At 34.9% G+C, this 22,487-nt stretch carries 23 protein-coding genes and 4 pseudogenes; 9 read left to right on the forward strand and 18 right to left on the reverse strand.

Going from position 1 to position 22,487, the window contains the following annotated elements; all coding sequences use genetic code 11:
• Window positions 1-13: 13 nt before the first annotated feature.
• From wmk (OPR21_RS04950) to wmk (OPR21_RS04965), 4 genes and pseudogenes are all read left to right on the forward strand, one after another.
• Window positions 14-934 (forward strand): WO male-killing family protein Wmk, encoded by a 921-nt coding sequence (wmk, locus tag OPR21_RS04950; RefSeq protein ID WP_265029698.1) that lies wholly within the window; start codon window positions 14-16, stop codon window positions 932-934.
• Window positions 935-984: 50 nt separating this feature from the next.
• Window positions 985-1,140, forward strand: coding sequence for a helix-turn-helix domain-containing protein (locus OPR21_RS04955; RefSeq protein ID WP_265029699.1), 156 nt, complete (start codon window positions 985-987; stop codon window positions 1,138-1,140).
• A 204-nt stretch (window positions 1,141-1,344) separates the two neighbouring features.
• The gene (locus tag OPR21_RS04960) at window positions 1,345-2,289 is read left to right on the forward strand and encodes an IS110 family RNA-guided transposase (protein WP_264377456.1); all 945 of its coding nucleotides are present in this window, start codon (window positions 1,345-1,347) and stop codon (window positions 2,287-2,289) included.
• Between the two features lie 223 nt (window positions 2,290-2,512).
• Window positions 2,513-3,268, forward strand: a pseudogene (gene wmk, locus OPR21_RS04965) (WO male-killing family protein Wmk); the annotation flags it as partial.
• 91 nt (window positions 3,269-3,359) lie between these two features.
• On the opposite strand, the gene OPR21_RS04970 reads toward wmk (OPR21_RS04965), so the two are convergent.
• A complete protein-coding gene (locus tag OPR21_RS04970; protein WP_265029700.1) occupies window positions 3,360-4,289 on the reverse strand; it encodes a patatin-like phospholipase family protein in 930 nt (309 codons plus the stop codon).
• On the opposite strand from OPR21_RS04970, the gene OPR21_RS04975 reads away from it, so the two are divergent.
• Complete coding sequence (locus OPR21_RS04975; RefSeq protein WP_265029701.1) at window positions 4,288-4,800, forward strand: phospholipase D family nuclease; 513 nt, start codon at window positions 4,288-4,290, stop codon at window positions 4,798-4,800. The genes OPR21_RS04970 and OPR21_RS04975 overlap by 2 nt on opposite strands.
• On the opposite strand, the gene OPR21_RS04980 is transcribed toward OPR21_RS04975, so the two are convergent.
• The 9 genes and pseudogenes from OPR21_RS04980 to OPR21_RS05020 form a co-directional block, all read right to left on the reverse strand.
• Window positions 4,801-5,016, reverse strand: a complete 216-nt coding sequence (locus OPR21_RS04980; protein ID WP_265029702.1) for a hypothetical protein — start codon at window positions 5,014-5,016, stop codon at window positions 4,801-4,803.
• A 141-nt stretch (window positions 5,017-5,157) separates the two neighbouring features.
• A complete protein-coding gene (locus tag OPR21_RS04985) occupies window positions 5,158-5,586 on the reverse strand; it encodes an ankyrin repeat domain-containing protein (protein WP_320157056.1) in 429 nt (142 codons plus the stop codon).
• Between the two features lie 151 nt (window positions 5,587-5,737).
• Window positions 5,738-6,703 carry a phage late control D family protein gene (locus OPR21_RS04990; protein ID WP_265029704.1) on the reverse strand — a complete coding sequence of 322 codons (966 nt, stop codon included), beginning with the start codon at window positions 6,701-6,703 and terminating at the stop codon, window positions 5,738-5,740.
• Window positions 6,700-6,879: a tail protein X gene (locus tag OPR21_RS04995; RefSeq protein ID WP_265029705.1), complete on the reverse strand. Its 180-nt coding sequence runs from the start codon at window positions 6,877-6,879 to the stop codon at window positions 6,700-6,702. The genes OPR21_RS04990 and OPR21_RS04995 overlap by 4 nt, the downstream gene beginning before the upstream one ends.
• A 26-nt stretch (window positions 6,880-6,905) precedes the next feature.
• Window positions 6,906-7,253 (reverse strand): phage tail protein, encoded by a 348-nt coding sequence (locus OPR21_RS05000; protein WP_265029706.1) that lies wholly within the window; start codon window positions 7,251-7,253, stop codon window positions 6,906-6,908.
• On the reverse strand, window positions 7,253-7,552 hold the full coding sequence (locus OPR21_RS05005; RefSeq protein ID WP_265029707.1) for a hypothetical protein: 300 nt from the start codon (window positions 7,550-7,552) through the stop codon (window positions 7,253-7,255). Before OPR21_RS05005 ends, OPR21_RS05000 begins: the two co-directional genes overlap by 1 nt.
• A 128-nt stretch (window positions 7,553-7,680) precedes the next feature.
• Window positions 7,681-8,513, reverse strand: a protein-coding gene (locus tag OPR21_RS05010) for an IS5 family transposase (protein ID WP_265029708.1) whose coding sequence is annotated in 2 segments (ribosomal slippage) — window positions 7,681-8,147 and window positions 8,147-8,513 — 834 coding nt in all. Because the reading frame shifts where the segments join, the coding sequence is not laid out codon by codon here.
• 54 nt (window positions 8,514-8,567) lie between these two features.
• Window positions 8,568-10,457, reverse strand: a pseudogene (locus tag OPR21_RS05015) (phage tail tape measure protein); the annotation flags it as partial.
• 109 nt (window positions 10,458-10,566) lie between these two features.
• Window positions 10,567-10,824 carry a phage tail assembly protein gene (locus OPR21_RS05020; protein ID WP_265029710.1) on the reverse strand — a complete coding sequence of 86 codons (258 nt, stop codon included), beginning with the start codon at window positions 10,822-10,824 and terminating at the stop codon, window positions 10,567-10,569.
• Window positions 10,825-11,129: 305 nt separating this feature from the next.
• Between OPR21_RS05020 and OPR21_RS05025 the strand changes: the two genes are divergently transcribed.
• Window positions 11,130-12,077, forward strand: a complete 948-nt coding sequence (locus OPR21_RS05025) for an IS110 family RNA-guided transposase (protein WP_265029711.1) — start codon at window positions 11,130-11,132, stop codon at window positions 12,075-12,077.
• A 227-nt stretch (window positions 12,078-12,304) separates the two neighbouring features.
• On the opposite strand, the pseudogene OPR21_RS05030 reads toward OPR21_RS05025, so the two are convergent.
• The 8 genes and pseudogenes from OPR21_RS05030 to OPR21_RS05065 all read right to left on the reverse strand — a co-directional run.
• Window positions 12,305-12,781 (reverse strand): annotated as a pseudogene (locus OPR21_RS05030) (phage major tail tube protein); the annotation flags it as partial.
• 11 nt (window positions 12,782-12,792) lie between these two features.
• Window positions 12,793-13,980 (reverse strand): phage tail sheath subtilisin-like domain-containing protein, encoded by a 1,188-nt coding sequence (locus OPR21_RS05035; protein ID WP_265029713.1) that lies wholly within the window; start codon window positions 13,978-13,980, stop codon window positions 12,793-12,795.
• Window positions 13,973-14,532 (reverse strand): annotated as a pseudogene (locus tag OPR21_RS05040) (hypothetical protein). The gene OPR21_RS05035 and the pseudogene OPR21_RS05040 overlap by 8 nt, the downstream one beginning before the upstream one ends.
• Before the next feature lie 25 nt (window positions 14,533-14,557).
• A complete protein-coding gene (locus OPR21_RS05045) occupies window positions 14,558-15,988 on the reverse strand; it encodes a hypothetical protein (protein WP_265029714.1) in 1,431 nt (476 codons plus the stop codon).
• Entirely contained in the window at window positions 15,985-16,188 is a 204-nt protein-coding gene (locus OPR21_RS05050) for a hypothetical protein (protein WP_149168981.1), read from the reverse strand. The genes OPR21_RS05045 and OPR21_RS05050 overlap by 4 nt, the downstream gene beginning before the upstream one ends.
• Before the next feature lie 4 nt (window positions 16,189-16,192).
• Window positions 16,193-17,377, reverse strand: coding sequence for a hypothetical protein (locus OPR21_RS05055; protein WP_265029715.1), 1,185 nt, complete (start codon window positions 17,375-17,377; stop codon window positions 16,193-16,195).
• Window positions 17,378-17,391: 14 nt separating this feature from the next.
• The gene (locus OPR21_RS05060) at window positions 17,392-19,329 is read right to left on the reverse strand and encodes a DUF4815 domain-containing protein (RefSeq protein ID WP_265029716.1); all 1,938 of its coding nucleotides are present in this window, start codon (window positions 19,327-19,329) and stop codon (window positions 17,392-17,394) included.
• Window positions 19,330-19,345: 16 nt separating this feature from the next.
• The gene (locus tag OPR21_RS05065) at window positions 19,346-20,029 is read right to left on the reverse strand and encodes a hypothetical protein (RefSeq protein ID WP_265029717.1); all 684 of its coding nucleotides are present in this window, start codon (window positions 20,027-20,029) and stop codon (window positions 19,346-19,348) included.
• A gap of 251 nt (window positions 20,030-20,280) precedes the next feature.
• Here OPR21_RS05065 and OPR21_RS05070 point away from each other — a divergent pair, with 251 nt between their 5' ends.
• From OPR21_RS05070 to OPR21_RS05080, 3 genes are read left to right on the forward strand one after another with little or no spacing between them, the layout of a single operon-like run.
• Window positions 20,281-20,769: a sigma-70 family RNA polymerase sigma factor gene (locus tag OPR21_RS05070; RefSeq protein WP_265029718.1), complete on the forward strand. Its 489-nt coding sequence runs from the start codon at window positions 20,281-20,283 to the stop codon at window positions 20,767-20,769.
• Window positions 20,770-20,821: 52 nt separating this feature from the next.
• Window positions 20,822-21,634, forward strand: coding sequence for an ATP-binding protein (locus OPR21_RS05075; RefSeq protein ID WP_265029719.1), 813 nt, complete (start codon window positions 20,822-20,824; stop codon window positions 21,632-21,634).
• A 23-nt stretch (window positions 21,635-21,657) separates the two neighbouring features.
• A complete protein-coding gene (locus OPR21_RS05080) occupies window positions 21,658-22,464 on the forward strand; it encodes a helicase RepA family protein (protein WP_265029720.1) in 807 nt (268 codons plus the stop codon).
• Window positions 22,465-22,487: the final 23 nt, after the last annotated feature.

Genomic DNA, 22,487 nt, shown 5'->3' on the forward strand with positions numbered 1-22,487 from the left:
AAATATTATATGTATGGTTCTTTTTGTGGAAAAAAGTCTAGATTATAAAGTGGGAGAAAAATTAAAAAGTTGGAGGTTAGAGCGAGGGTATACTCAGAAAGATTTAGCTGAGAAAATTGGTGTAAAGTATTGGGTGATACTGCAATATGAGAAAGGGAATCGTAGAGTTCCAATTGAAAGGTTATATGCTATAGCTGAGGCACTATCAATCAGTATTACGGATCTTATTCCTGTATCAAAAAGCTGTCTTGAAAATGAGGGAGAAGAAATATTAGATCTAGTAAGAGAATATAAAAAGATTAATGATCAGGAGCTACGTAAAATATTTTGTTTACTAACCAAATTTGTCCAAGTCAGTGAAAAAAGTAGTAGAAAATCGGAAAAAATAAAAATTGCAAAGGGTTTGGTTGAAGCAGGAGTTTCTGTTGATGTTGTTGCAAAAACAATCGGTCTGTCTTCTGATGAATGTATTGAAGAAAAAGTTGGTTCTATATACTATCAAATAGGAAAAAAGATAAAAGAATGGAGGCTAGTGAGGGAGTATACTCAAAAAGATTTAGCAGAGAAAATGAGTACAACCCGTAACGAAATAAGCAACTATGAACAAGGGCGTGTAGCTATTCCACTGGAAAAATTATATGCAATAGCAGAAACATTATCGATTAGTATTACAGATCTCCTAATAGAGGAAGATGAAGGTAGTAAAGTAGAAAATGAATTACCGAATTTAATTGAAGAATACAAAGAAATTGAGAGCCAAGAACTACGTAATGCATTAAGAGAGTCTCTGTTTGAAGGTATAAGGATTTGTGAAGAAAAAGTGAGAAAAGCGGAAAGGATCAAAGCTGCAAAGGATTTAGTAAAAGGGGGAATTCCTGTTGATATTATTTTGCAAGCGGTAGGTTTACCTGTTGATATAGTTTTAGATGGGTAGCTCGTGGAAAAATTATAGTAATAGAGTTTTTTTCTTAAATGGAGGTATATGTGTTTGTTTCTGCAAGCAATGTTAGTTATGGAATAGGGCAAAAAATAGAAAATTGTAGGTTAATGCGAGGTCATACTCAAATAGGATTAGCAGGTCAAATAGGTTTAACATACCAAGAAGTGAACAGCTATGAAAATTGTAAGTTAAAAATGTGATATAAAAGAGATAAGAGGGAAAGATAACCCTACTCACTATAGGAATAGGGCTATCACGGGCGTGTGCGACCGAATGAAAATTGGTATTACAACCGTAGCCATCAAGGTACACTAGCCCTATCCCTCGATACGTTTGAATAGTTGTGTGGGACATATATGTGCACCCGTTTACAATCTTAAATTAATTAAACTATCGAGGTTATTATGATTGCATCTTATCAAAATTTTATTGGCATTGATATTGGAAAATTCAAAAATGTTGCTGCAGTGTACAACCAAAAAAACACTATCAAGTTCAATAATAATGATGCTGGTTGGCAACAATTGTTTCAAGAATTTTCAAATATTCTACCTAATTCTTTTGTAACTTTAGAAAATACAGGAAAATATGAGCTTGGTTTAGCACGTTCTCTTGTTGATATGAATGTTGCTGTGCATCGAGCTAATACTCGTAAAGTAAAAAGTTTTATCATATCACATGGAACTTTAGCAAAAACTGATCAATCAGATGCAAAAGCCCTTGCTCAATATGGTTTTGAACGCTATAGTGCTCTATCTCTATTTGTGCCTATGTCAAAAGAACAAACTGCCTTAGTTGCACTCTGTCAACGTCGTGATGACATTACGCAAATGAGAACTCAAGAGAAATGTAGGCTTGCAGCACCTGAAAACGACTATATAAAGGAAAGTTGCCAAAAAACAATAGACTTTTTTACCAATCAGATAAATGAGTTCAACGATGCCATACAAAGAATTATTGATAAAAATCCAGAGTTACAAAAGCGTCAAAAGATCCTGAGAACAGTGCCAGGAATAGGTCTCAAGCTATCTCAAGTTTTTGTGTGTCTAATGCCAGAACTTGGCTACCTAAACAAAAAAGAAGTTGCAAGTCTTGCTGGGGTTGCTCCACATCCAAAAGAAAGCGGTAAAACTATTGGTTACCGAAGGATAACAGGTGGTAGAAGCAATGTTCGTGCAAAGCTTTTTACAGCTGCTATGGCCGCTGCAAGATCTAAATCTGCACTTGGTGCTTTTTACTCTAATCTTATTGGTAGAGGTAAAAAGAAGATGGTAGCTATAACAGCTCTAATGCGAAAAATCATAGTAATTGCCAATGCAAGACTTAAAGAAGCAATTAATATGAAATAAAAAAATCTGCATAGAAAATAGGTTAACGGATATGTGCGTCTACACACATTTAAAGCACATATTCGTTAACCATAAAATCTAAGCAGTGGTTGCTGTTTGATATAAATTTCTTTCTGTATAAACTGGGATCTTTGTTGCCAAAATACATTTTTCAATTGAATAAAAATGCAAAATTATGAACAAATGAGACTAAACTCAAAAAATTTTAAAAAACATAGTTGATGGCTATAGCGCTATTCCTGTTGAAGTATTATATATAATAGCAAAAGCATTATCAGCTACTGTTACAGATCTGCTACCTGAATCAGTAGTAGTAAGAGAGTATAAAGATGAAGACGAAGAAATACTCTATCTAACAAAAATATATGAGAATCAAAAGTTAGGCAAAATAGTACCTTCATTAGTCAGGTTTGTTCATATTAGCGAGAAAATCAATCAAGAGGAGGCAAGATTAGAAGTAGCAAAAAATCTAGTTAAAGAAGGAGTTTCAGTTGACATAATTTCCCAAGCAACCGGCTTATCTATTTACGAGTATGATAATACAGAGAAAGAAGTCTGCACTGATTCTATATACTACAGAGTAGGGCAAAGAATAAGAGAATGGAGATTGATAAGGAGATATACTCAAAAAGATTTGGCGGATAAAGTTGGTTTAACACTTAAGGAAATACACGAATATGAAAGAGGGTACACTGCTATAACATTTGATAAATTATATGAAATGGCAGGAGCATTATCAGTGAATATTAAAGTTTTGCTACCTGAAACAAATGAAGATAGTGAACTACTCAATTTACTCAGAAAAACTGAAGAGCAAGAATTAGTGAAGAAATTTTTATCTAGGGATATGAAGAATAGTAAGGAAAAAGTTAAAAAAATAGAAAAAATCAAAGTTGCGAAAAATCTAGCAGAGGCAGGTGTTGCTAGTGATGTTATTGTGCGAGCAAGTGGCCTAACTGCTGATGAGTGTGAAAATTGAATTGTGTTAAATAATATATTAAGATATAAGTAAAAATAGTTATATATTTAATATATCTAAATCCTTGTTTAGCTCTGCAGAATTTGACGTATCAAGATAAAACATCACAGAATTTCTCTATCACTTTCTGATTTTCCTCTATCATTGCATTTGCCTCCTGTTGAAGAAATTTGATATTTTTTAATGTAATGTTATCCATGTCAGCCGACGCTAGCTTCAATTGCAATTGTATACGTATATATTTATCAGCTATAACTTGATCAAGTTGGTAGTTGACTGCATCTAAACTTGAAGCAAACATCACATTCAGTAGTGGCTTGATCCAGCCTATTTTTCCAAATCTCTTTGAATTGGCATACTCTATGCTTCTGTCTGTTCTTCCAGTACCTATCGATAACAGTAGAATATTATCATTTGGAAATAACCTCTTGCCACTTGCATATGCACAAGCAGCTGGATTATTGGCAAATACCCCTCCATCCACTAATACCATTTCCTTTTGGTTGATTTTTAAATATTTAGGTGCAAAGTAAGTAGGTGCTGCAGTTGCTGCTCTTAATACATCCCTTAATTTAATAAAATTCCTATCCTCTTTCCAGCTTTTGAAGAAAAATGGGCAATTATTCTGAATGTCGTAACTGGTAAGCAGTACATTATTTAAAGTGTTTTGTAGAGTATCATCACCAAAATATTTTTCTAATATCGATTCGATGTTTTTATGTGGATATTGTGCACAGTTAAACCAAGATAATATTGATCGCCTAAAAAATGAAGATTTAAAAATATATGACCCGTACTTTTGGTAAAGTTCAACCAAATCATTGGCAGAGTATTGAGGATTTCCTTGTTGATCTTTTTTGCATAACCCTGCTACAACAATTCCACCAGTTGAAGTACCAGCCATAAGATCAAAAATCTGGGAAATAGGTTTTCTTGCTCTCTTTTCTATTTCTGCTAATATTATGGCTGGTATTATGCCCCTTATGCCTCCACCGTCAACTGAAAGGATATATTTAGTCATGTTTAGATATTTAATGATTTTATTAACTTGTTCTCTTTTATCAGGTTGTGTTTCTTGTCCAAGTACTACTGTATGTTTCACTCCTAGAGAAAATTGTACCAGTCTAATAATTGATTCTATGGATCATGCTAAAAAATCCGTGTTGGTTCAGGCATATCAATTTACTTCAAAGCCTATTGCACAATCTTTAATTAGAGCAAAAAAACGTGGTATTGATATTAGGGTTATCCTAGATGAATCACAGGTCAGCTCAAAATACAGCGTCATCAATGAATTATTTAGGCAAAAAATACCGATATACATAGACTATAAACCTGCAATTGCTCATAATAAAATAATTATTATTGATGATAGCAAAGTAATAACTGGATCTTTTAATTTTACATATGCAGCTGAATCAAGGAATACTGAAAACCTACTGATTATAATGGGAGATCCTCTGTTAGTTGAGCAATACGTGGAAAATTGGAAAAATCGTCAATCGCAATCCAAGCCTTATGAACCAGAATAACTACTTTGAGCTGGCTTTGAATTCGTCAAGTTCCTCAGAAAGATTTTTTACCCGCTCTTCCAGACGATATACCATAACGGTCAATCCGTTGTTCTGCTCTATAAATTTATCATGCATGTGAACCCGTAAATCAAGCTTAGCGAGCCACCAAATTGTTGCTATGGTTTGTATTACCATCGTTACTATTACTGTGATTGGGATTTTTTTGTTTAGCATATTTTTTACTGGTTATAAAATAATTGCAAATTACTGATAAAAGAAGAAATATGTTCAGTTTCTATATTTTGCTGTGGTAGTCACTATTTGAATTCGTATTGCTCTTCTGCAGATCCTTATGACTCCAATATATCTTTGATATTACTTGCTATTTTTGAGCGAGCCTTCTGCATTGGAAAGTAGTTTTATTACTTCTCTGTATTGCTTGTTTTTATCTTTATTACGTTCTTCTGATATTACAGCCATGCTTCTAGGTGTTCTTCCATCTTTAGCTACAGCACTAGGATCTGCTCCTTTGTCTAATAAAAATTTAACAATTTCCAAACGTCCTTGATCTGCAGCATAATGCAGCGGTGTCCATCGCTCGTATCCGTCAGCAGCACTTACATCAGCTCCTTTTTGTACTAGAAACTTCACAACTTCTAAACAATCTATCTCTGAAGCATAATGTAATGCTGTTAATTTAGGAACCTGCACATTAACATCTAATAGATTTTCTACCAAAAATTTTACAACCTCTAAGTTACAATTTTCAGAAGCAATTTGTAGTACTGTTTTATAATTACTCACAGCTTTACTCTTTGTATAGCAACATGTAACAACAACACATATAATTGTTATCATAAGCCATAGAAAATTTATCTTATTCTTTATGTTCTTACTTATTTTATTCATGTCTAACATTTTTTTAGAATTAAATAATCATTTGCTTAAGTTTCATTTAAATAGCTTTGCTCACTGCTGCCTCTACTATAGTTTGATATCCTCTATTATTCAGAATATGTTCTGCCTTGCTAATTACCCATTCACCTTCAATTTCCTGACAAAATCCTGAAAGGCTGATCTTAGCTTCTGCAAATAATTCTGGATTACCAGGAACAGTTACATTTAAATTTGATGTACTACGTTTTAGTTGTTTTAACTTGGCTGCTGCTGCACTAATTGCTGATTCTGCGGTAGAGTAAAGCGTTTGCAGGGTATAACTTGGACCCTCATTTCCCACTTTCTCTTCTATAGTTTCTCCCTTCTCATAACTGTGCCATTTTGCAATAACAGATCCATATTTGTTACGTACATTAAAATTTACCTCCCAATTTATAATATCTTTAGGTGTTAATACTGTTGTACCTAACATCTTTCCAGTCGCTGATCTTGCTTCTCCCTTCGGAATAAAAATTATATATCCTCCTGCTGGTTTTACTAGTGCATCATATTTTTTGCCTAATCCTTCCAAAAAACTCATGTCGCTTTCTTCTGCTTGGATGATATGTGGTATAAATATATTTTCAAATCTTTCAGCGACTTTACCTTCATACCCATGTTCTTGTGCTATTTCTTTAATCAAATCTCCCAAGGTAATGTCTTTCCATTCCTTTGATTTTCTTTCCTTTAATGATCCTCTTAAACTTGCAGCGTCACATTTTATTCTTAAAGTTTGTGGTGGACTTTGTATTGTAATTTGATTTGCCTTATATACCCCCATAGGTAATAAACCTGTTTCTTTATATCCTAGAAAAACCTGTAAATTACCCTTAAGTTCTAAAGCGCTAGAGCTATAATTAATACATATCTCAGCTTCGTCACTTGTAGTACCTGATCCATCAGTGACACGTAGTAATATTAAACTCTTTTTTAAAACCTCTGTTACTGGGTTATTTTTTGCTACTATATCAAAATCTGGTGTCATTCATCTAAAATATTTATAACAGATTCTTTCAGTATTTTTTGAATTTTAGGAAGCTTAATTCTTAATCCAGCGGGCAAAAAACTTCCATGTTCTGCAAGGCCTGGGTTTTCAAGCAATACTTCCTCCACTGCTCCACTACTGTATCCATAATGTTTCCAGCAAATTTGATCTAACATTTCGTTTTCTTTAGTGTAATAATAAATCACTTGCTATAACTTTTTAACTTCAAAATAAACTCAACTTTTCTCGGTTTTCCATCAGGAAAAAATAATATCTGTTTTTCTTCTACATTAGTAATAACAAAATTCCCAAGTATATTTCCTGAATTATCAACCAGAACGTGCGATTCTTGAGTATCACGTATATTTTTTAGCTGTTCTAAGCCATTACTCTGATAACGTGGATAAATCACTCCTGTCAGATCAATACATTCAATTCCTGAGCCAATGTTTTGTAGCGACGTTTTTTCAATACATTCAATTGTATACCATCTTTCTTCTTTACTGTATCTCAGGCTTGTTGGTTCAAGCTTACATTTTCCAAGCAACATTAATGCAACTCTTCAACTATATCAAAAAGTGCTCCACGTGCTTGTTCTCTAAATCTTTCTATTACTGCATCAGCAACGCTGCGGACATCTTCAGACTTAATGTTGATATTAAACGTTTGATAGAATGCTTGATTATATACTTTTGATTCCCTATTTTCATATCTACTTTTCTTAGGTGCTCTCTCAACTTCTTCTTGTTCCATATCTCTTTTTTCTTCTATAACACTTTTAACTTTAAAACTCTCAAAATTGCTTTTACTATTTTCTGAAAATTGTTTAACAGCACTATTATTTATCAATGGGTTTCCATTACTGAAAATGCTATTTTTAGAAAGCCTATTAACAACGTTTCCATTATTTTCAAATTTTCTAATCGGGCTATTCTCAGCAAATATGCTACTAAGAGGTTGTCCGGAAACTAGTAAACTTAGGCATATTCCCTCCGTAACATAACCCTACTCATAGCCAGATATATGAAACTTTCAGTAGATGTTGTAAGTAAATCGTACTCTTTTGATAGTCTTCTATTCCTATTGATCCAAGCAAAAGTCCTTTCTACCACCCACCTTCTCGGCTGTACTAAAAATCCAGGATCCCGTTGTGGCAATAGTTCTAGTGGTGTATCTTTATGCACCCAAAACCTACATGGAGGCCTTTTCACAATTTCAATATCTATGCCATATTCTTCCTCTATATGGGTTTTTAAATCTTTTCCTTGGTACCCCATATCAGCCCACATTTTTTTTACTTTAGTATATTTTGTTCTCATATTGTTTAATGCTATTTTAATACCATCTCTATCATTTTCATTAGCAGCTCCTACGTAACAACTTAGTATAAAACCCTGAGTATCTGTAATTATATGTCTTTTTCTCCCCTTTACCTTTTTCGCACCATCATAACCTTTGACCCCCCTTTTTCCGTGGTTTTTACCGACTGACTGTCCACTATGCATGCGCTCGGCTCTTCATTTCTTCCCATTTTTGACCTACTATATTTAGTGATATCATAGTTCATTTTCTCAAAAATCCTCTGTTTCTTCCATTGCCTAAACTGCTCATATACAGTCTTCCATAGCGGAAAATCATTTGGTAAATACCGCCATTGGCACCCTGTACGCAATACATAGAAAATTCCCTCTAACATTTTTCTTTTACTATATTTTGGCGGTCTTCCTCCTTTTTTGTATGATACTCTGAAGTACTTCTCTATTTGTGCCCATTCCCTTTCACTTAGATCTGTTGGATACTTTTTTCTCATCTTTACCCCATACTAAAATTTCAAATATCATAGCCTTTTACCTGTTTCCGGACAACCTCTAACTTTATTTCCCATCCATGAAAAAGCTTTTCCTATAGGTTCAATGAGTGATTTCCAAAAGCTAGAGAAAAAGTCTTTCACTTTTTGCCAGTTAGTTAGAACATAAGCTGCACCAGCAACAAGACTCGCTATTAAAAGTCCAATTGGGTTAGTCATTACAGCGAGTATTATTGCTCTTAGCCCTGTTATTACTGCAGGAAAAACTATAGCTGATAAAAATGAAAATGTTGCCAATATCGTTGCTTTAAGACCAAAAATTGTACTTCCTAATAAAGTAATTCCGTAGCCTACTCCCACTACTAAGACTTTCAAACTTATCAAAGCTGCTAAAGTACTCATGATTGCCGTAGTTAAAGTTGGATATTTTTCTGCAAAAGAAGCTATACGCTCTGTTATTGCTTTCAAACTTCCAGCTACATAATTTAAAGTAGGCAACATTACTGACCCTAGATTCATGCCAGCTTCAAATACTGCATTTTTAAGTAATTGTAATTTATTAGCTGTAGTATTTGCCCGATTGTTAAATTCGTCCTGCATTGAAGCGTTATATTTTTCTTTATCAGCTAAATGTTCAATAGCTTTCTTGTAAATGTCTAAGCTTCCTACTAAAAGAGCAATGTCATCTTGAAACCCAGCGCCAAATAGATTCATAAGAATACCGGCACGCTCTTGGTCATCTATTTTTTTTAAAGTTTCAAGAAATTGCAATATTGCCTCTTGAGGATTTTTTTTAATAGTTTGTTCGAGCTCTTCTATACTTGTTCCCATCTCATCTAATGCATCGTGAAATTCAGGACTTTGCTCTCTTGCGGTCTGTAATTTACTAAGAAAGTTATTTATAGCAGTTGCTGCTTTTTCGGGTTGTTTACCTAAACTTATGAACGCACTTGCTAAGCTACTTGCTTGATCAACTTCTAAACCAAACTGTTTAGCATTACCGCCAATTCTATTCAGTGTAAGAACCATTTCCTTTGCTTTAGCAGCAGTATTATCTGAAAGATGGTTTATTATGTTACCTACATTTTCCATGCCATCAACTTTAATTCCATAGACATTGGATATTTTTGCAATAGCATTACCAGCTTCTTCTGCCGACATATCAAACGCTGTGGTCATTTTGGCAACTACTGTTGTAAACTTAATAAGATCATTTTTGTCAATACCAAGTTGACCACCACTTGCAGCTATTTGTGCTAATTCTGCAGCTGACAAGGGTATTTCACGAGACAACTTTTTGAGCTCTTGAGCAAATTTATTAGCTTCATCTTTTTTACTATCAAACCTTACTACTTTCTTTACATCAGCCATAGCCGATTCAAAATCAACAGCAACTTTAATTGGCGCTGCAAGCGTTAGCCCTAGCCCAATAGTCTCTATAATTTGTGACTTAAAATGTGATTTGCTTGCTAAAAAACTTTGGTGATTACGTATTGCAGACCCAAGCTTACCATACTTACCTTTTAGTATTTCAATAGAAGAACCAAGTTTATATTGATCACTTACTAATGACTTAATATTTCTTCCACTTTTCCTTACTTCTTCATTAAATGAATGTAAAGCATCTCTCTTTTTTAAGTATGCTTCTTTTGCTTTTGTTGCGGAGGTTTTGGCCTTGTCAAATTCTGCTTTTAAAGTTTTGCTTGGTTTCTCTATCGCTTTCATTTGTTTAGCTAAAGATTTTACTTGATCTTCAAAGCCTTTCCACGACCTCTTGCTAGTCAAAACATCATGACCTAACTGTTTAAACTTTGATACTGACTTTAAAGATGAATCAAGCTTCCTTATATTTTCACCAAGACGAGTAAGTTGACTACTACTGCCCTTTATTACAGTATTAAAACTGCCATCTAGGACTGCTCCAATTTTTATAGATAACGTTGACATTGTACCTTCCTCGCTGCTTCATGCCATAGGATAAATTCATTCATTTCCATTTCAAGTATTTGTTCAACCCCGCCTCCTACAACAGAACTGAACATTAATACTTCTAACCTCAAGTTTTTTGGATAATCGGTGAAAAAAAATCCTTTAATACCTCTTGTACTTTTACATAATCAGCAATATCTAACTCTTCAATTGCTTCTTTTGCAACTGATGTTAGATTGGCAGTCAAAGTTACTTCCTTACTCAGATCACTACCATTAATTCTCTCAATAGCTAGATAATCTCTAACTTTTGGACGTCTAATGGTAAGCTCTGATACAGAAATACCATCAACTGGTATTGGATTATCAAGTTTTACTGTTGTCATACTTTCTCCTAAAAAATAAAATTCTAAAATCTTTTTAAAACTAAACCTAAATACCTAAGACCGCTTGTAACAAAGCCATTGTAAGTTAAAAATGTGATATAAAAGAGATAAGAGGGAAAGATAACCCTACTCACTATAGGAATAGGGCTATCACGGGCATGTGCGACCGAAGAGCCATTGGTATTACAACCGTTCAGATCAAGGTACACTAGCCCCATCTCTCGATACGTTTGAATAGTTGCATGGGACATATGTATGCACCCGTTTACAATCTTAAATTAATTAAACTATCGAGGTTATTTATTATGATTACATCTTATCAAAATTTCATTGGAATTGATATCGGAAAATTTAAAAATGTTGCCGCAACTCACAACCAAAAGAGCACTATCAAGTTTGACAATGATGCTACTGGTTGGCAACAGTTGTTTCAAAAATTTTCAGATATCCTACCTAATTCTCTAGTAACTTTGGAAAACACTGGAAAATATGAGCTTGGCTTAGCACATTTTCTTGTTGATAAGAATGTTGCTGTACATCGAGCTAATACTCGCAAAGTAAAAAGCTTTGTCATATCTCATGGAACTTTAGCAAAGTCTGATCAATCAGATGCAAGAGCTCTTGCTCAATATGGATGTGAACGCTATAGTACTCTATCTCTATTTGTGCCTATGTCAAAAGAACAAACAGCCTTAGTTGCACTTTGTCAACGACGTGATGACATTACACAAATGAGAGTTCAAGAGAAATGTAGACTGAAAGCACCTGAAAACGAGCATATAAAAGAAAGTTGCCAAAAAACCATTGACTTTTTTAACGGTCAGATAAATGAGATCAATAATGCAATACAAAAAATCATTGATGAAAATCTAGAGTTACAAAAGCGCCAAAAAATACTTAGAACAGTACCGGGAATAGGTATCAAGTTATCTCAAGATTTTGTATGCCTGATGCCAGAACTTGGCTACTTAAACAAAAAAGAAGTTGCAAGTCTTGCTGGAGTTGCCCCGCATCCAAAAGAAAGCGGTAAAACTATTGGTTACCGAAGGATAACAGGTGGTAGAAGCAATGTTCGTGCAAAGCTTTTTACTGCTGCTATGGCTGCTGCAAAGTCTAAATCTGTACTTGGTGCTTTTTATTCTGATCTCATTGGTAGAGGTAAAAAAAAGATGGTAGCTATAACAGCTCTAATGCGTAAAATTATAGTGATTGCTAATGCAAGACTTAAAGAAGCAGTCAACGTAAATTTTTAAAATCTGCATAGAAAATAGGTTGATGAATATGTGCGCCCACACAAATTTAAAGCACATATTCATCAACCATACGGTCTAAGCAGTGGTAGTTGTTTGATATAAATTTCTTTCTGTAGTAAACTAGGGTTTTTGTTACCAAAAATACATTTTTTAATTGAATAAAAATACAAAGTTATAAACAAGAGTTGTAATAAAACTAAATTCAAAAAATTTAAAAAAACATAGTTGATCTGATCAATACCATTTATCTTTCTCATCATATTTTCAGCATCGATCTCTATCAATTCATTACCACCTATCGTAAGTTTATAATAATGGGCAGCTACAGTACACTTCAGCGTTGCTTTTTCAGCAGGTTTCCAGCTACCAAAATCAAATTCTTTGAATATGCCTCTAAGGTTGATGATTACTGCTTCAATATCATTACTTCCACTTCCTTGCATTCCACCACGAAGCGTCAAAGCTACTGAATTTCCATTTATCAACCCAAATAGCCGAAAGAGCTCTGTATCGTATTCAGAAAAAGTGAAATCTGCTTCAAGCTTTTCCATGCCCATATCAATGCTAATGGGTATGTCCATGCCGCCTGCACGGTATTCTTCGGTTTTTATGGTAAGTTTTGGCAAGGTTACTTCATCTATTTTTCCTGCGTAACCTCTACCATCAACAAATACGTTAAAATTTCTCAGTATTTTTGGTAACACTTCGCTTTCTCCTAACTTATTACACTATTATTTACAAGATGAGATCTGAATATTATTTGCTCAGCCGGATATGGTGGCGTGAACTCAAAATCAAAAGACACTTTCCCGCTTGCAATATTCGCCGGTGTATTGAGTTCGGGAGTTGCATAGCATTTTCCACTGATAATCGCTCCTTGTGCTTTTAAATTTGCAAGATAAGAATTCACCCCCTCAATCACATCATCTATGTAAGTTTTGGTAATATTTCGATCAACTGCCCATAGATGAGCCCGAAGTAGACTATCATTGATTAGATCTGCAGTACGCCTTACTGATAGAAAAGCCCATTTTGAGTCATTTGAACATGTCCTATTTCCCCAAAGCCTGTAGCCATTTTGATGAATTATCGTTGTTACTTCATTTTCATTTAAATGGTTTGCTCTACAATTTGTATTACCGAGCGTAAAATCAATAGGCCTGCTTGTGCCAACAATACCGTTTATTTCTTTATTTGAAGGTGAATGCCAAAATCCTTGTTCGCTATCTACTTTTGCTATTAAACCAGCTACAAATGGGCTTGCTGGCAAGGTTCCTTCTTTTCCTTCAATAAATACCTTAACCCAAGGGTCAACTACGTAAACTCTTGAGCTGCCTACACTTTTTCTCCATTTTATTGCTTCTTCATCATTAGTATTTGGTCCATCTGCAACAATAATTGCTCTTAATTTTTCTGCTATGGAAATTAAAGCACTCACTACTGGATTTACACCATCTATTTTAGGTAACTGATGAGTAAACTGAGGTGCAATTAATATTCTTGGAGCAATATGAACTATGCTTTCACTACTGAGGAATGCCTCTATCCCTTGATACTCTCCAGTCTCTTTATCAACACCGCCAATTATATTTTGGATAGTTTCACTTTCTTTGAGCTTTGAATCGCTGTTTTCACTTTCTTTAACTCGAATAACTACTACTGTTGCACCAATCTGGGAAAATATTCCGTTTGTTGCAGAAGGTAAACTGCCACTCTTTCCAAGTCTTGCTGCTTCTTTTAAGCTTCCTGCAATTAACACTGGTTTATTTAGCGGAAACTTTTGCTCATCAGCTTCAGGTGCAGTACCAATTACACCTATCACTGATGATTTAGCTGTACGTACTGTCTTTGCTCCTGAGGTTACCTCAATAACATTTACTCCGTGTAAAAATTCTTCAGCCATTTCTTTGTATCTTTTGTTTAAAATCGTTTAGTAAGTTCTCTAGCTCATTTTTACTTTTGGCTTCTGCAATTTTCTTCTTGGTAATGTCTTCCAACTCTTCACATTTAATTATTTCTTTTACTGCTTTTTTTGCTTTTTCTTCAATTATTCTTGCCATTTCAATAACTGTAATACCACGGACTTTTGCTAATGGTTCTATAATTTCTGTATCCTTTTTACTTATAGACTCTGGTGCTGCTAGAATGCTTTTTGCGGCTTCTGCTTGAATCTCATAAGATTTAGCTTTTTGGTGAGAATTCCCTGCATATTGGTTAATATAGCTATCATAATAAAAACGCATACTATCAAATGCACAAAGCTTCGCATTATCCAGTAACTCCTTTGTATATCTTCTTTAGTACGCTGAGCAATTTCTCCTCCCTCTGTTAAACAATAACTTTTTTGCCAATCAAAATCTTCTGGTGCTTCATACCAATCATTTCCAGTTGGCTTGCTTTCAAGTGTTGTTGTTTCTACTTGTTTGTGGTTTTCAAAACGTATGTAAATGCTCACAGTTTTTTTCTCTCCCTAATTTAATTTACTGCCAAATCTCACATGTGCTAGATAACCCTGGACATTGCCAAGCTTTTAGCGTTCTCTCCACATCTACTTCAAGTCCTGTAGTTAGAACATTGCTACGTATGTTATAAATCCCCCACTGAATAAATTGACCATAGTTGTGTACATAATTTGATGCAAGCATACCTTGACTAACTTGTGTTCTGGAATACAGGTAAGATGATGTGTAAAGTAATATTGCAACTGTTTTTCTTGCTGGAATTTCTACATTCCCAGATCCGGCTAACTTGCTATCAGAACTCGTGTATTGGTAAACATTTTTCCATACTATTTTTGAAATACTTGATTTATTAGAATTAGTGTTATCAGGAGTTCCCACAAATAATCCTGCTCCCCCATACTCCGTACTCGAATACGATGATCCAACAAATTCTATTGTTTTATTTATGTTCACATTGGTTGTATTTTTTACAAATACTACTCCAAGTGCAGCATACGGGTAATAGTATATCTCATCATAACTACCCGAAAAACTTTTTGTGCATAACTCTCCGTAAATAAATGTTCCTTTACTTCCCTCTATAAAACTTAGTTGTCTTGGCCGATAAAAACTAACGTAATCTGTATTGTACGTATGGCTACCTGCTAGTAGTTGTAACATATAGTCAGTTTTTGTTATATCACTACTCCACTTTCCAAGCTCTGTCGTAAAAGTTCCGTGGCCAAAATAATTATTTTTTCTGCCAAGTACACCAAATAAGAAAGGTAATGACCCTGGTTCAACCATGTTGCGCTTTCTTATTTCATTTATAAGAGACGCTTTTAACTGTTCATCCCGAGTTTTTACCTCATTAGAGATGTTTTCAATTCGAGTTTCTATTTCTCCTATAATTGATGAGCCAGTGGTAACAGCACGAAAATCTTCTACTAAACCTTTAAGACCATCTTTATGACTATTACTAATGCTATTTATTGCTGCAATATTGGCATTCTTTCTCGTATCAAGTAGCGATAAATTTGTTGTTCCTTTTTCATCAATTCTCTTTAATAACTGCTTCTCTGATTCAGAGATCACTGCTAAAGAACTAGCTTTTTTATTATCCAGATCAGTTAAGTGTTTTTTTGCACTATCAAGAAGTTCTTTTAGCTTACCATCAGTCATCTGTACAATTTCAGAAACTGCACTTTTGTCGACTATTGATTCCAATGCTTTAGCAAGATATGCTAATTGATCTGGTGTACTGTTTTCTGCTAAATCCTTAAGCCTCTTTTGTAGTGCATCAATTATCTCTTTTACCTCAGTCATCTGCACAATGTCAGCAATAGCTTTTTTATCTGCTATCAACTCCAGCGATTTTGCGAGATATGCGAGTTGATCAGGGGTAGCATTTACAGATAGATCTTTCAGTCTCTGATGTAATGCATAAACTACTTCTTTGGCGATAGTCATCTGTTATTACTCCAAAAATTCAAAAAATTCTCAAAATTCAGTCGTTCAAATGCTTTTTGAAGATCGTTGTATTTACTTTCCCTCTCACTCATATCTTCATCTATTTTTTCTACCGCTTTGCGAATACGTACCACATCTTGCACAGCAATATTCTCTGGATGTGGTAAAGGATATCCGCGCCTCGTTTCATTATTTGGCATTTTTTTACGTTATAACAATCCGCAAATTTTTTACCTTTGGCCGATAGACAACCGTTCCACTTAAAACCAATTTTATCCTTGTCTCATTAGCATTAAAGTTTGTCAGTACATGAGTTCTCTCCACCCAGTTTTCTCCAATTGGTTTTCCTGATGTTAAATTTACTAATTGCCAATCTACATTTTTTTGCACATATGCTTTTACATCTGCAGTGCCAGGTATTAGCGCATCATATGTTATGGTAATCTTAGTGTTAGCCCCTGCTGTAATGCTTCTCGTTACATAATCTCCGGACTCTGAAAGATTACCTAGAACTAGCTGTAACCCTGGATATAGCACTGGACTTTTTTCTTTTGACCCTTTTAAATTTGCCTTTACTGTTAACTCTCCAGATAGTCTTTCACGCAGTGCAAGCGGCAAATTATCAGACAAAAAGTTTTCTTTTCCCTCTTCATCTGTTAAGATAAATTCCACATTGGTATCAAATGCTACTTTTTCGACGTTCGTCAAAACAATTAAATCTGATACATTATTTACAGTAACTTTGCCCAGATCAACAACATGAGAAACTTCACTAAATTTTGCAGCTAGTAGTCGAAACGTTAAATCTAAATTTTGATGTGGAGTCCAAGTACTTGCGTTGCTAGATGAGAGTAATACTCCTACTTGATATGGCTGACTTGTTACCCAGCGGCTATTTACTGCATCATATTTGCCAAGTTCTGCTATTTTTACTGCAGTATCTGCATCATCGGTAAGTAAAACTATCGCATATTCCTGCCCAGCATGACAAAACACTGGTGACCAAGTTATACGTGTTGCTGTGCCATCTATCTTTATATCTTTTGGCTCAATATAACTTTCAGCAATGACAGTCTGCGAGGGCATTCCCACTGCTGTTTCTCTAATTTGCACAACAACACGTTTTTTGCCGCTATTTGTGAACCATAAATCTAGACCCCCTATGTATCTGCTCTCACTTAAAGTAAATGTTTGGGCTAAAGGATCAACTCTTCTTGCTGCGATAACTCTTCTTCTTTCCTCTATGGTAATTGTTTTTTTACCAGTATAAGTTGCTTCTCCATAACTTCCTTTATCCCCGTAAAATTGCACTAATTTAGTACCGGCTGGAATATTTGCTGGGATTTTTATCTTTCCCTTTAATTTTCCCTGGTTGTTAGCTGTTAACATTTGGTTTTCCAGTTTTAAGTTATAGGTTGAATGTTTATTCCGTCAAATTTTATCTCTTTAAGCTTCTCACTTGGCTCAAAACCTTCAATTTCAAAATTCTGTACTGCTTCTCTCATAAATTCAGCTTCATATGAAGTACTTGACATCAGCTCTGTTGTTTCTTTAACATTAAATGCTCTGGTTATTGGACTTTTCCAATTCGTGGTAACCTCCGTCCAGTGGTCTATATTTTTATTTAGAGTAATTTGTGCCGGAACTGGATCAAAAGCTTGATATGGATTGATCTTTTCTCCTTTAGTCTGTAAAAGCTGCTCCAGTACCGGTTCAAGTTCATATGGCAAAAGATATCTTTCCCCACCTTTTTCAATATCTGCAACTTCTACATCTATTGGCAGAACTAGCTCTCTATTTACTATTGCTGCAAACTGCGAAATTCCTTGATCACGCATATCATCATCAAAGAATGGGTCAACAAATACTCCTTTTTTGGTAGTAGGTTCTCTTGAATTTGCATCACTGCGTAAACGTTCCTGTGCAACAAGCGCATAAAGATCATTTATTCCTTTTTTCATTGCTTCAAGCTCATTCATCGGTACAGCATGAATAGCATTATTCACTATTTTTACCCCTTCTTTTTCTCCGTTTTTCCACGTCTGATGAATGTAGCAGAGCAAAAGTTGTCCGCTAGGCGCTTTTGGCATCGATGGTCGCCAAGAATGGGAAATTCCTTTTATTCTCCTTACCACCCCTTTGCTATCGATAGTAATTAAATCAAAGCGGGGCATTTTCCAGGTATAATCTATCAAAACCAAGCTGTTATCAACTGCTCCTTTTACTTTACATCCCTCTTCACTTATATCTTCAGGGCTTACATGAGTGCGACAGCGATAGGTTATTAGGTAACTACTTCCAGGAGCTGGTTCTTTACCTGGTAATGACCAATCAACATTTCCTGCATTTAACTTATAGTCTATACTATTTTCATAAATAACATTGCCTTGTTTAACTTGAATAATCTCAAGTACTGCAGAGTCAAGTATCGGATCAATAGCCCCAGAGTATGAACCATGAGTAACAGTAATGGTTTTCTGAACAGTTATATCTACTTTTTTAATTTCACTTATTGGAAAATCATTAACTTTTAGTTCCATTACTCTTTGGCTATTTGGCTGAAAAGTATGTGGTTCTGATTCAACTGATTTTATATCCGGATCTTCATCAAAAGAAACACGAATACTGTGAGGAAGTTCAATCTCATAACCATCAACATGAGCTTTGCCCTCATTAATCACAAATATTTTTTTTCCTCCTTCTCCCTCTTCCTTTTGCAGGAACATTACTTCAAGACCATTTACGACGTAGGAACCATTTGCTTCTTTGTCATAACGAGCAAGAGCAGTAGTTACTATATTTGCTTGTGGAGGTGGTGAATGTTCTATTAATACTCCATTTTCAATGTTATAAATTGGATAAAATTCTCCATTTACAGAAAAATGGGAAGAAACACCTTCAGATTGATAACCCCAAATGGTAGAAACTTTAAGTCTTGCTGCTCCTACTTCCTGATAGTTTCTTGTACCAACAGCAGGATCACGAAGGTTTTCATCCTCAAGTTCTGTAATGGTAGATTCTAGATAATAAACACCGATACGAACCATAGTATTAAGAGGAATAACAAACTCTTCTTTTTCGACTTTTCTAACTGCACCACGCAGATAGATTTTTCCTGATTCAAGCGTAACTTTACCAGTTTCTCTATCTATAATACAATTGCTTCCTGTTATAACATCACCATCACGAAATATTGCATCGCCTATGCCTTTAAGCTTTGAAAGAGCATACTCCTGAGTCTCGTTTAATTCTGCTGACTGTAGACCTCTTCCTGCTAGAAACAAGCTTTTTTCGTATTTTTTGTCAGGATTAAAGTGGTTATAATAGCTATTTAAGGTCATCTTTTTTTCTCTTTTTCTAAAATGTCACTACAAACGAAAAAGTTTCCCGAGTTGCAGATGTTCTAATAAGTGGTACGGTATGTTCTAAAACTAATAAGATCCCTGGGTCTTCTATATCTTGTGGTTCAAAATACCTTTGTCCAGGAGGCAATTTTTCTTTTACCCTTGTACCAACCATAACTCCTAGTTCCCTGATAACTTGATTTGCAGCGTCGTTAAAATCGAAAGTAAATTTAAGGTACAAGTTATTGGTTGGTACATCAGAAGGCCTAAACCTTCCAGAAGGAGTCAAAAGCTCTCCATTCTCATCACCTATGCAGAATAGCACCTCGTCTGCAGTACGTCTGCCAAGTTCATTCAAGAGCTTTATAGAATTTATAGATTCAGGTGGTGTGCTTTCAGTATACTCTATGGTAACTGTACTACCTGCCGCAATGGAGCTATTTTCCGTAAGTTTTATTACACCAGTACTGCTATCAACTGTATAGTCAACACTTGACTGATACACTGTTTGTCCTGTAAAAACCCTTACATCTTTAATAGTATGGTGATCTAGAGCTATTTCACCCTCAACAAAAACTTTTTCGACCTGATGGCTACTTCCAGAGCTTGAATCACCACTTCCCCAAGTAAGATGTAGAGACTGCTCTTTTATACTTGCTGCTATTGCTGCTCTTCCTGACTGTGTAAGAATTGACACCTGTGATGAGTTTGAAAGGCTTATATAATATATATTCAGGATTTGGAAAATTTTTGTCCAAAAAAAATGAATTTTTGCCTAATTTTTTGTTGCAGTATTATTTAAATTTGGATGTGTATTATTCTTGAAGAAAAGTAATTGAATATCAGTAGTTTAAAAATTGCATCTGTATTATTTATTTTTGCTCCTGTCCTACAAAGTGCACCTATAGGTTCTCATCCTTAAAGCATTAATTGTTTTAGGGAAAAGTTATGAAACTAAAAACTGCCATAGTTGTTCAAAATATACGGTATCAAGCTAAGAGATTAAAACTTTTTGAATGCTTTGCTCATGAAACTCATGAAGATCTTGAGCAAGAACTTTTCTGTGAAATTTGGACTTATCTTGATAGATATGATGAAAGTAAAGGTAGCTTTAACACTTTTGTAGCAAGATTAACTGAACGTCGTGCCAACAACTTATTAGAGAAACAACTATGTATGAAGCGCAATATTAATAACTACATCAATATTGAGAAAACAGAAGCTTTTGAAGATGAAGTAGCAAAACGTACTGATGTAGATTACATGATTTCAACACTACCAAGAAAGATGCAAAAGATATGCGAGCAACTCAAGTACTTTAACTTATATGAAGTTGCTAAGATGAACAACATATCAAGAACTACTTTAAATACTATGGTAAGAAAAATACGTATAAAACTCTCTTCCATCTACTACAAGGGCAAAAAGAAAAATTGAACATAAATTCTACCTTTCCTGAATATATAACATATACCATTGAGGTGAATAAATGACTTTTAAAATTTTAAACAATAATGAAAGATTGAAAACAACTACAGGCATAAAAGTAGTAATTTTTGGTCCTTACGGTATTGGTAAAACCAGTCTCTTAAAGACTATAAGTGAACCAACACTATGTCTTGACTTTGAAGCAGGTCTGCTTGCTGTTCAAGATTGGCAGGGAGATTCAATTAGTGTTCGTACTTGGAATCAAGCTCGGGATATTGCCTGCCTAATTGGTGGTCCGAACCCTGCACTAAAATCTGATCAGGCGTATAGTCAGAAACACTATGAGCATGTCTGTAGCAAGCACAAAGATCTTCTTTCTGAAGTGTCTAAATACCGATGCATCTTTGTGGATAGTATAACCGTTGCTTCACGTTTATGTCTATTATGGGCAAGGATGCAACCTGAAGCTTTTTCCGATAGATCAGGAAAAGAAGATAAAAGAGCTGCTTATGGGTTGCTTGCTCAAGAGATGATGGCTTGGCTCAATCAGTTTCAACATATCAGAGATAAAGACATCATAATAGTTGGCACATTAGGTCAATATCTCGATGACTGCAATCGTCCAACTTGGCTACCTCAATGTGAAGGAGCTAAAACTGCTAGTGAGATTCCAGGGATAGTTGATGAGGTAATCAGCATGGTTGGAATCAAGAAAGATGATGGTACAGAGAAACGTTCATTTGTCTGTCAGACTATTAATACTTGGGGATACCCTGCTAAAGATCGAAGTGGCTGCCTTGATATGGTTGAAGAACCGCATTTAGGTAAATTACTTGCGAAAATTAAAGCCAAAACTTTGGCTCCTATTATTTAATTAAAAATTGGAGAATAATTATTATGGAACAAAGCTTTTTTAATATCGGTCAAAAAATTCCCTTTTTCAGTGTGAAAGAATACTTAGATGATCAATCACCAACACCAGAAGATATTATCCACCCTAGAATTTTAACAAAAAGAGGCTTATTGGTACTAGGTGGACCACCTAAAATCGGCAAAAGCGACTTTTTGATCTCTTGGCTTATCTACATGGCTGCCGGTAGATCATTTCTTGGTATGACACCAAATAGACCTTTGAAAATTTTCTACATGCAAACTGAAATTGAATATGAATATATGAAAGAACGTTTGCAACAACTTCAATTTGATAAAGAACTCTTGGATGTAGCTGCCAATAACTTAATTATCACGCCAAGAGTGCAATTATCTTTCAGCAGTGAAGAAATAGATGAAATTAAAAATGTTGTTAAAGAGCGTTTCAAACCTGATATTATTGCGATTGATCCTCTTCGTAACATTTTTAACTCAAGTGAATATGGCAATGAAAATGACAATAGCGCTATGTTATTCTTCTTGCAAAAAACGCTTGAAAGACTGAGAAATGTTATCAATCCAGATTCAGGCATAATACTCACTCACCATACAAAAAAACTGTCCAAAAAGATGCTGGAAGAAGATCCATTTCAAGGCCTAAGCGGTGCTGGATCTTTACGTGGATTTTATAGCACTGGCATGGTGATGTTTGCTCATGATGAAGAAAGTACTGTACGTCAGATAGTATTTGAACTGCGTAATGGTGAACGTGTGGCAAGTAAGCTTGTTGATAAGATAAATGGTCGTTGGAAGGTTGTAGACCAATGGAGTTGATTCCTTTTTTTCACTTAATTTAT

Source organism: Wolbachia endosymbiont (group A) of Philonthus cognatus, from assembly GCF_947251755.1.
Classification (GTDB): Bacteria; Pseudomonadota; Alphaproteobacteria; order Rickettsiales; family Anaplasmataceae; genus Wolbachia; species Wolbachia pipientis.

Bases quoted from the DNA above. Each gene is read 5' to 3' on its own strand.
- wmk (WP_265029698.1), top strand. From the start codon at position 14: ATGGTTCTTTTTGTGGAAAAAAGTCTAGATTATAAAGTGGGAGAAAAA.
- OPR21_RS04960 (WP_264377456.1), top strand. From the start codon at position 1,345: ATGATTGCATCTTATCAAAATTTTATTGGCATTGATATTGGAAAATTC.
- OPR21_RS04975 (WP_265029701.1), top strand. From the start codon at position 4,288: ATGTTTAGATATTTAATGATTTTATTAACTTGTTCTCTTTTATCAGGT.
- OPR21_RS04970 (WP_265029700.1), bottom strand. From the start codon at position 4,289: ATGACTAAATATATCCTTTCAGTTGACGGTGGAGGCATAAGGGGCATA.
- OPR21_RS04980 (WP_265029702.1), bottom strand. From the start codon at position 5,016: ATGCTAAACAAAAAAATCCCAATCACAGTAATAGTAACGATGGTAATA.
- OPR21_RS04990 (WP_265029704.1), bottom strand. From the start codon at position 6,703: ATGACACCAGATTTTGATATAGTAGCAAAAAATAACCCAGTAACAGAG.
- OPR21_RS04995 (WP_265029705.1), bottom strand. From the start codon at position 6,879: ATGTTAGATCAAATTTGCTGGAAACATTATGGATACAGTAGTGGAGCA.
- OPR21_RS05000 (WP_265029706.1), bottom strand. From the start codon at position 7,253: ATGTTGCTTGGAAAATGTAAGCTTGAACCAACAAGCCTGAGATACAGT.
- OPR21_RS05020 (WP_265029710.1), bottom strand. From the start codon at position 10,824: ATGACAACAGTAAAACTTGATAATCCAATACCAGTTGATGGTATTTCT.
- OPR21_RS05025 (WP_265029711.1), top strand. From the start codon at position 11,130: ATGATTACATCTTATCAAAATTTCATTGGAATTGATATCGGAAAATTT.
- OPR21_RS05035 (WP_265029713.1), bottom strand. From the start codon at position 13,980: ATGGCTGAAGAATTTTTACACGGAGTAAATGTTATTGAGGTAACCTCA.
- OPR21_RS05045 (WP_265029714.1), bottom strand. From the start codon at position 15,988: ATGACTATCGCCAAAGAAGTAGTTTATGCATTACATCAGAGACTGAAA.
- OPR21_RS05050 (WP_149168981.1), bottom strand. From the start codon at position 16,188: ATGCCAAATAATGAAACGAGGCGCGGATATCCTTTACCACATCCAGAG.
- OPR21_RS05055 (WP_265029715.1), bottom strand. From the start codon at position 17,377: ATGTTAACAGCTAACAACCAGGGAAAATTAAAGGGAAAGATAAAAATC.
- OPR21_RS05060 (WP_265029716.1), bottom strand. From the start codon at position 19,329: ATGACCTTAAATAGCTATTATAACCACTTTAATCCTGACAAAAAATAC.
- OPR21_RS05070 (WP_265029718.1), top strand. From the start codon at position 20,281: ATGAAACTAAAAACTGCCATAGTTGTTCAAAATATACGGTATCAAGCT.
- OPR21_RS05075 (WP_265029719.1), top strand. From the start codon at position 20,822: ATGACTTTTAAAATTTTAAACAATAATGAAAGATTGAAAACAACTACA.
- OPR21_RS05080 (WP_265029720.1), top strand. From the start codon at position 21,658: ATGGAACAAAGCTTTTTTAATATCGGTCAAAAAATTCCCTTTTTCAGT.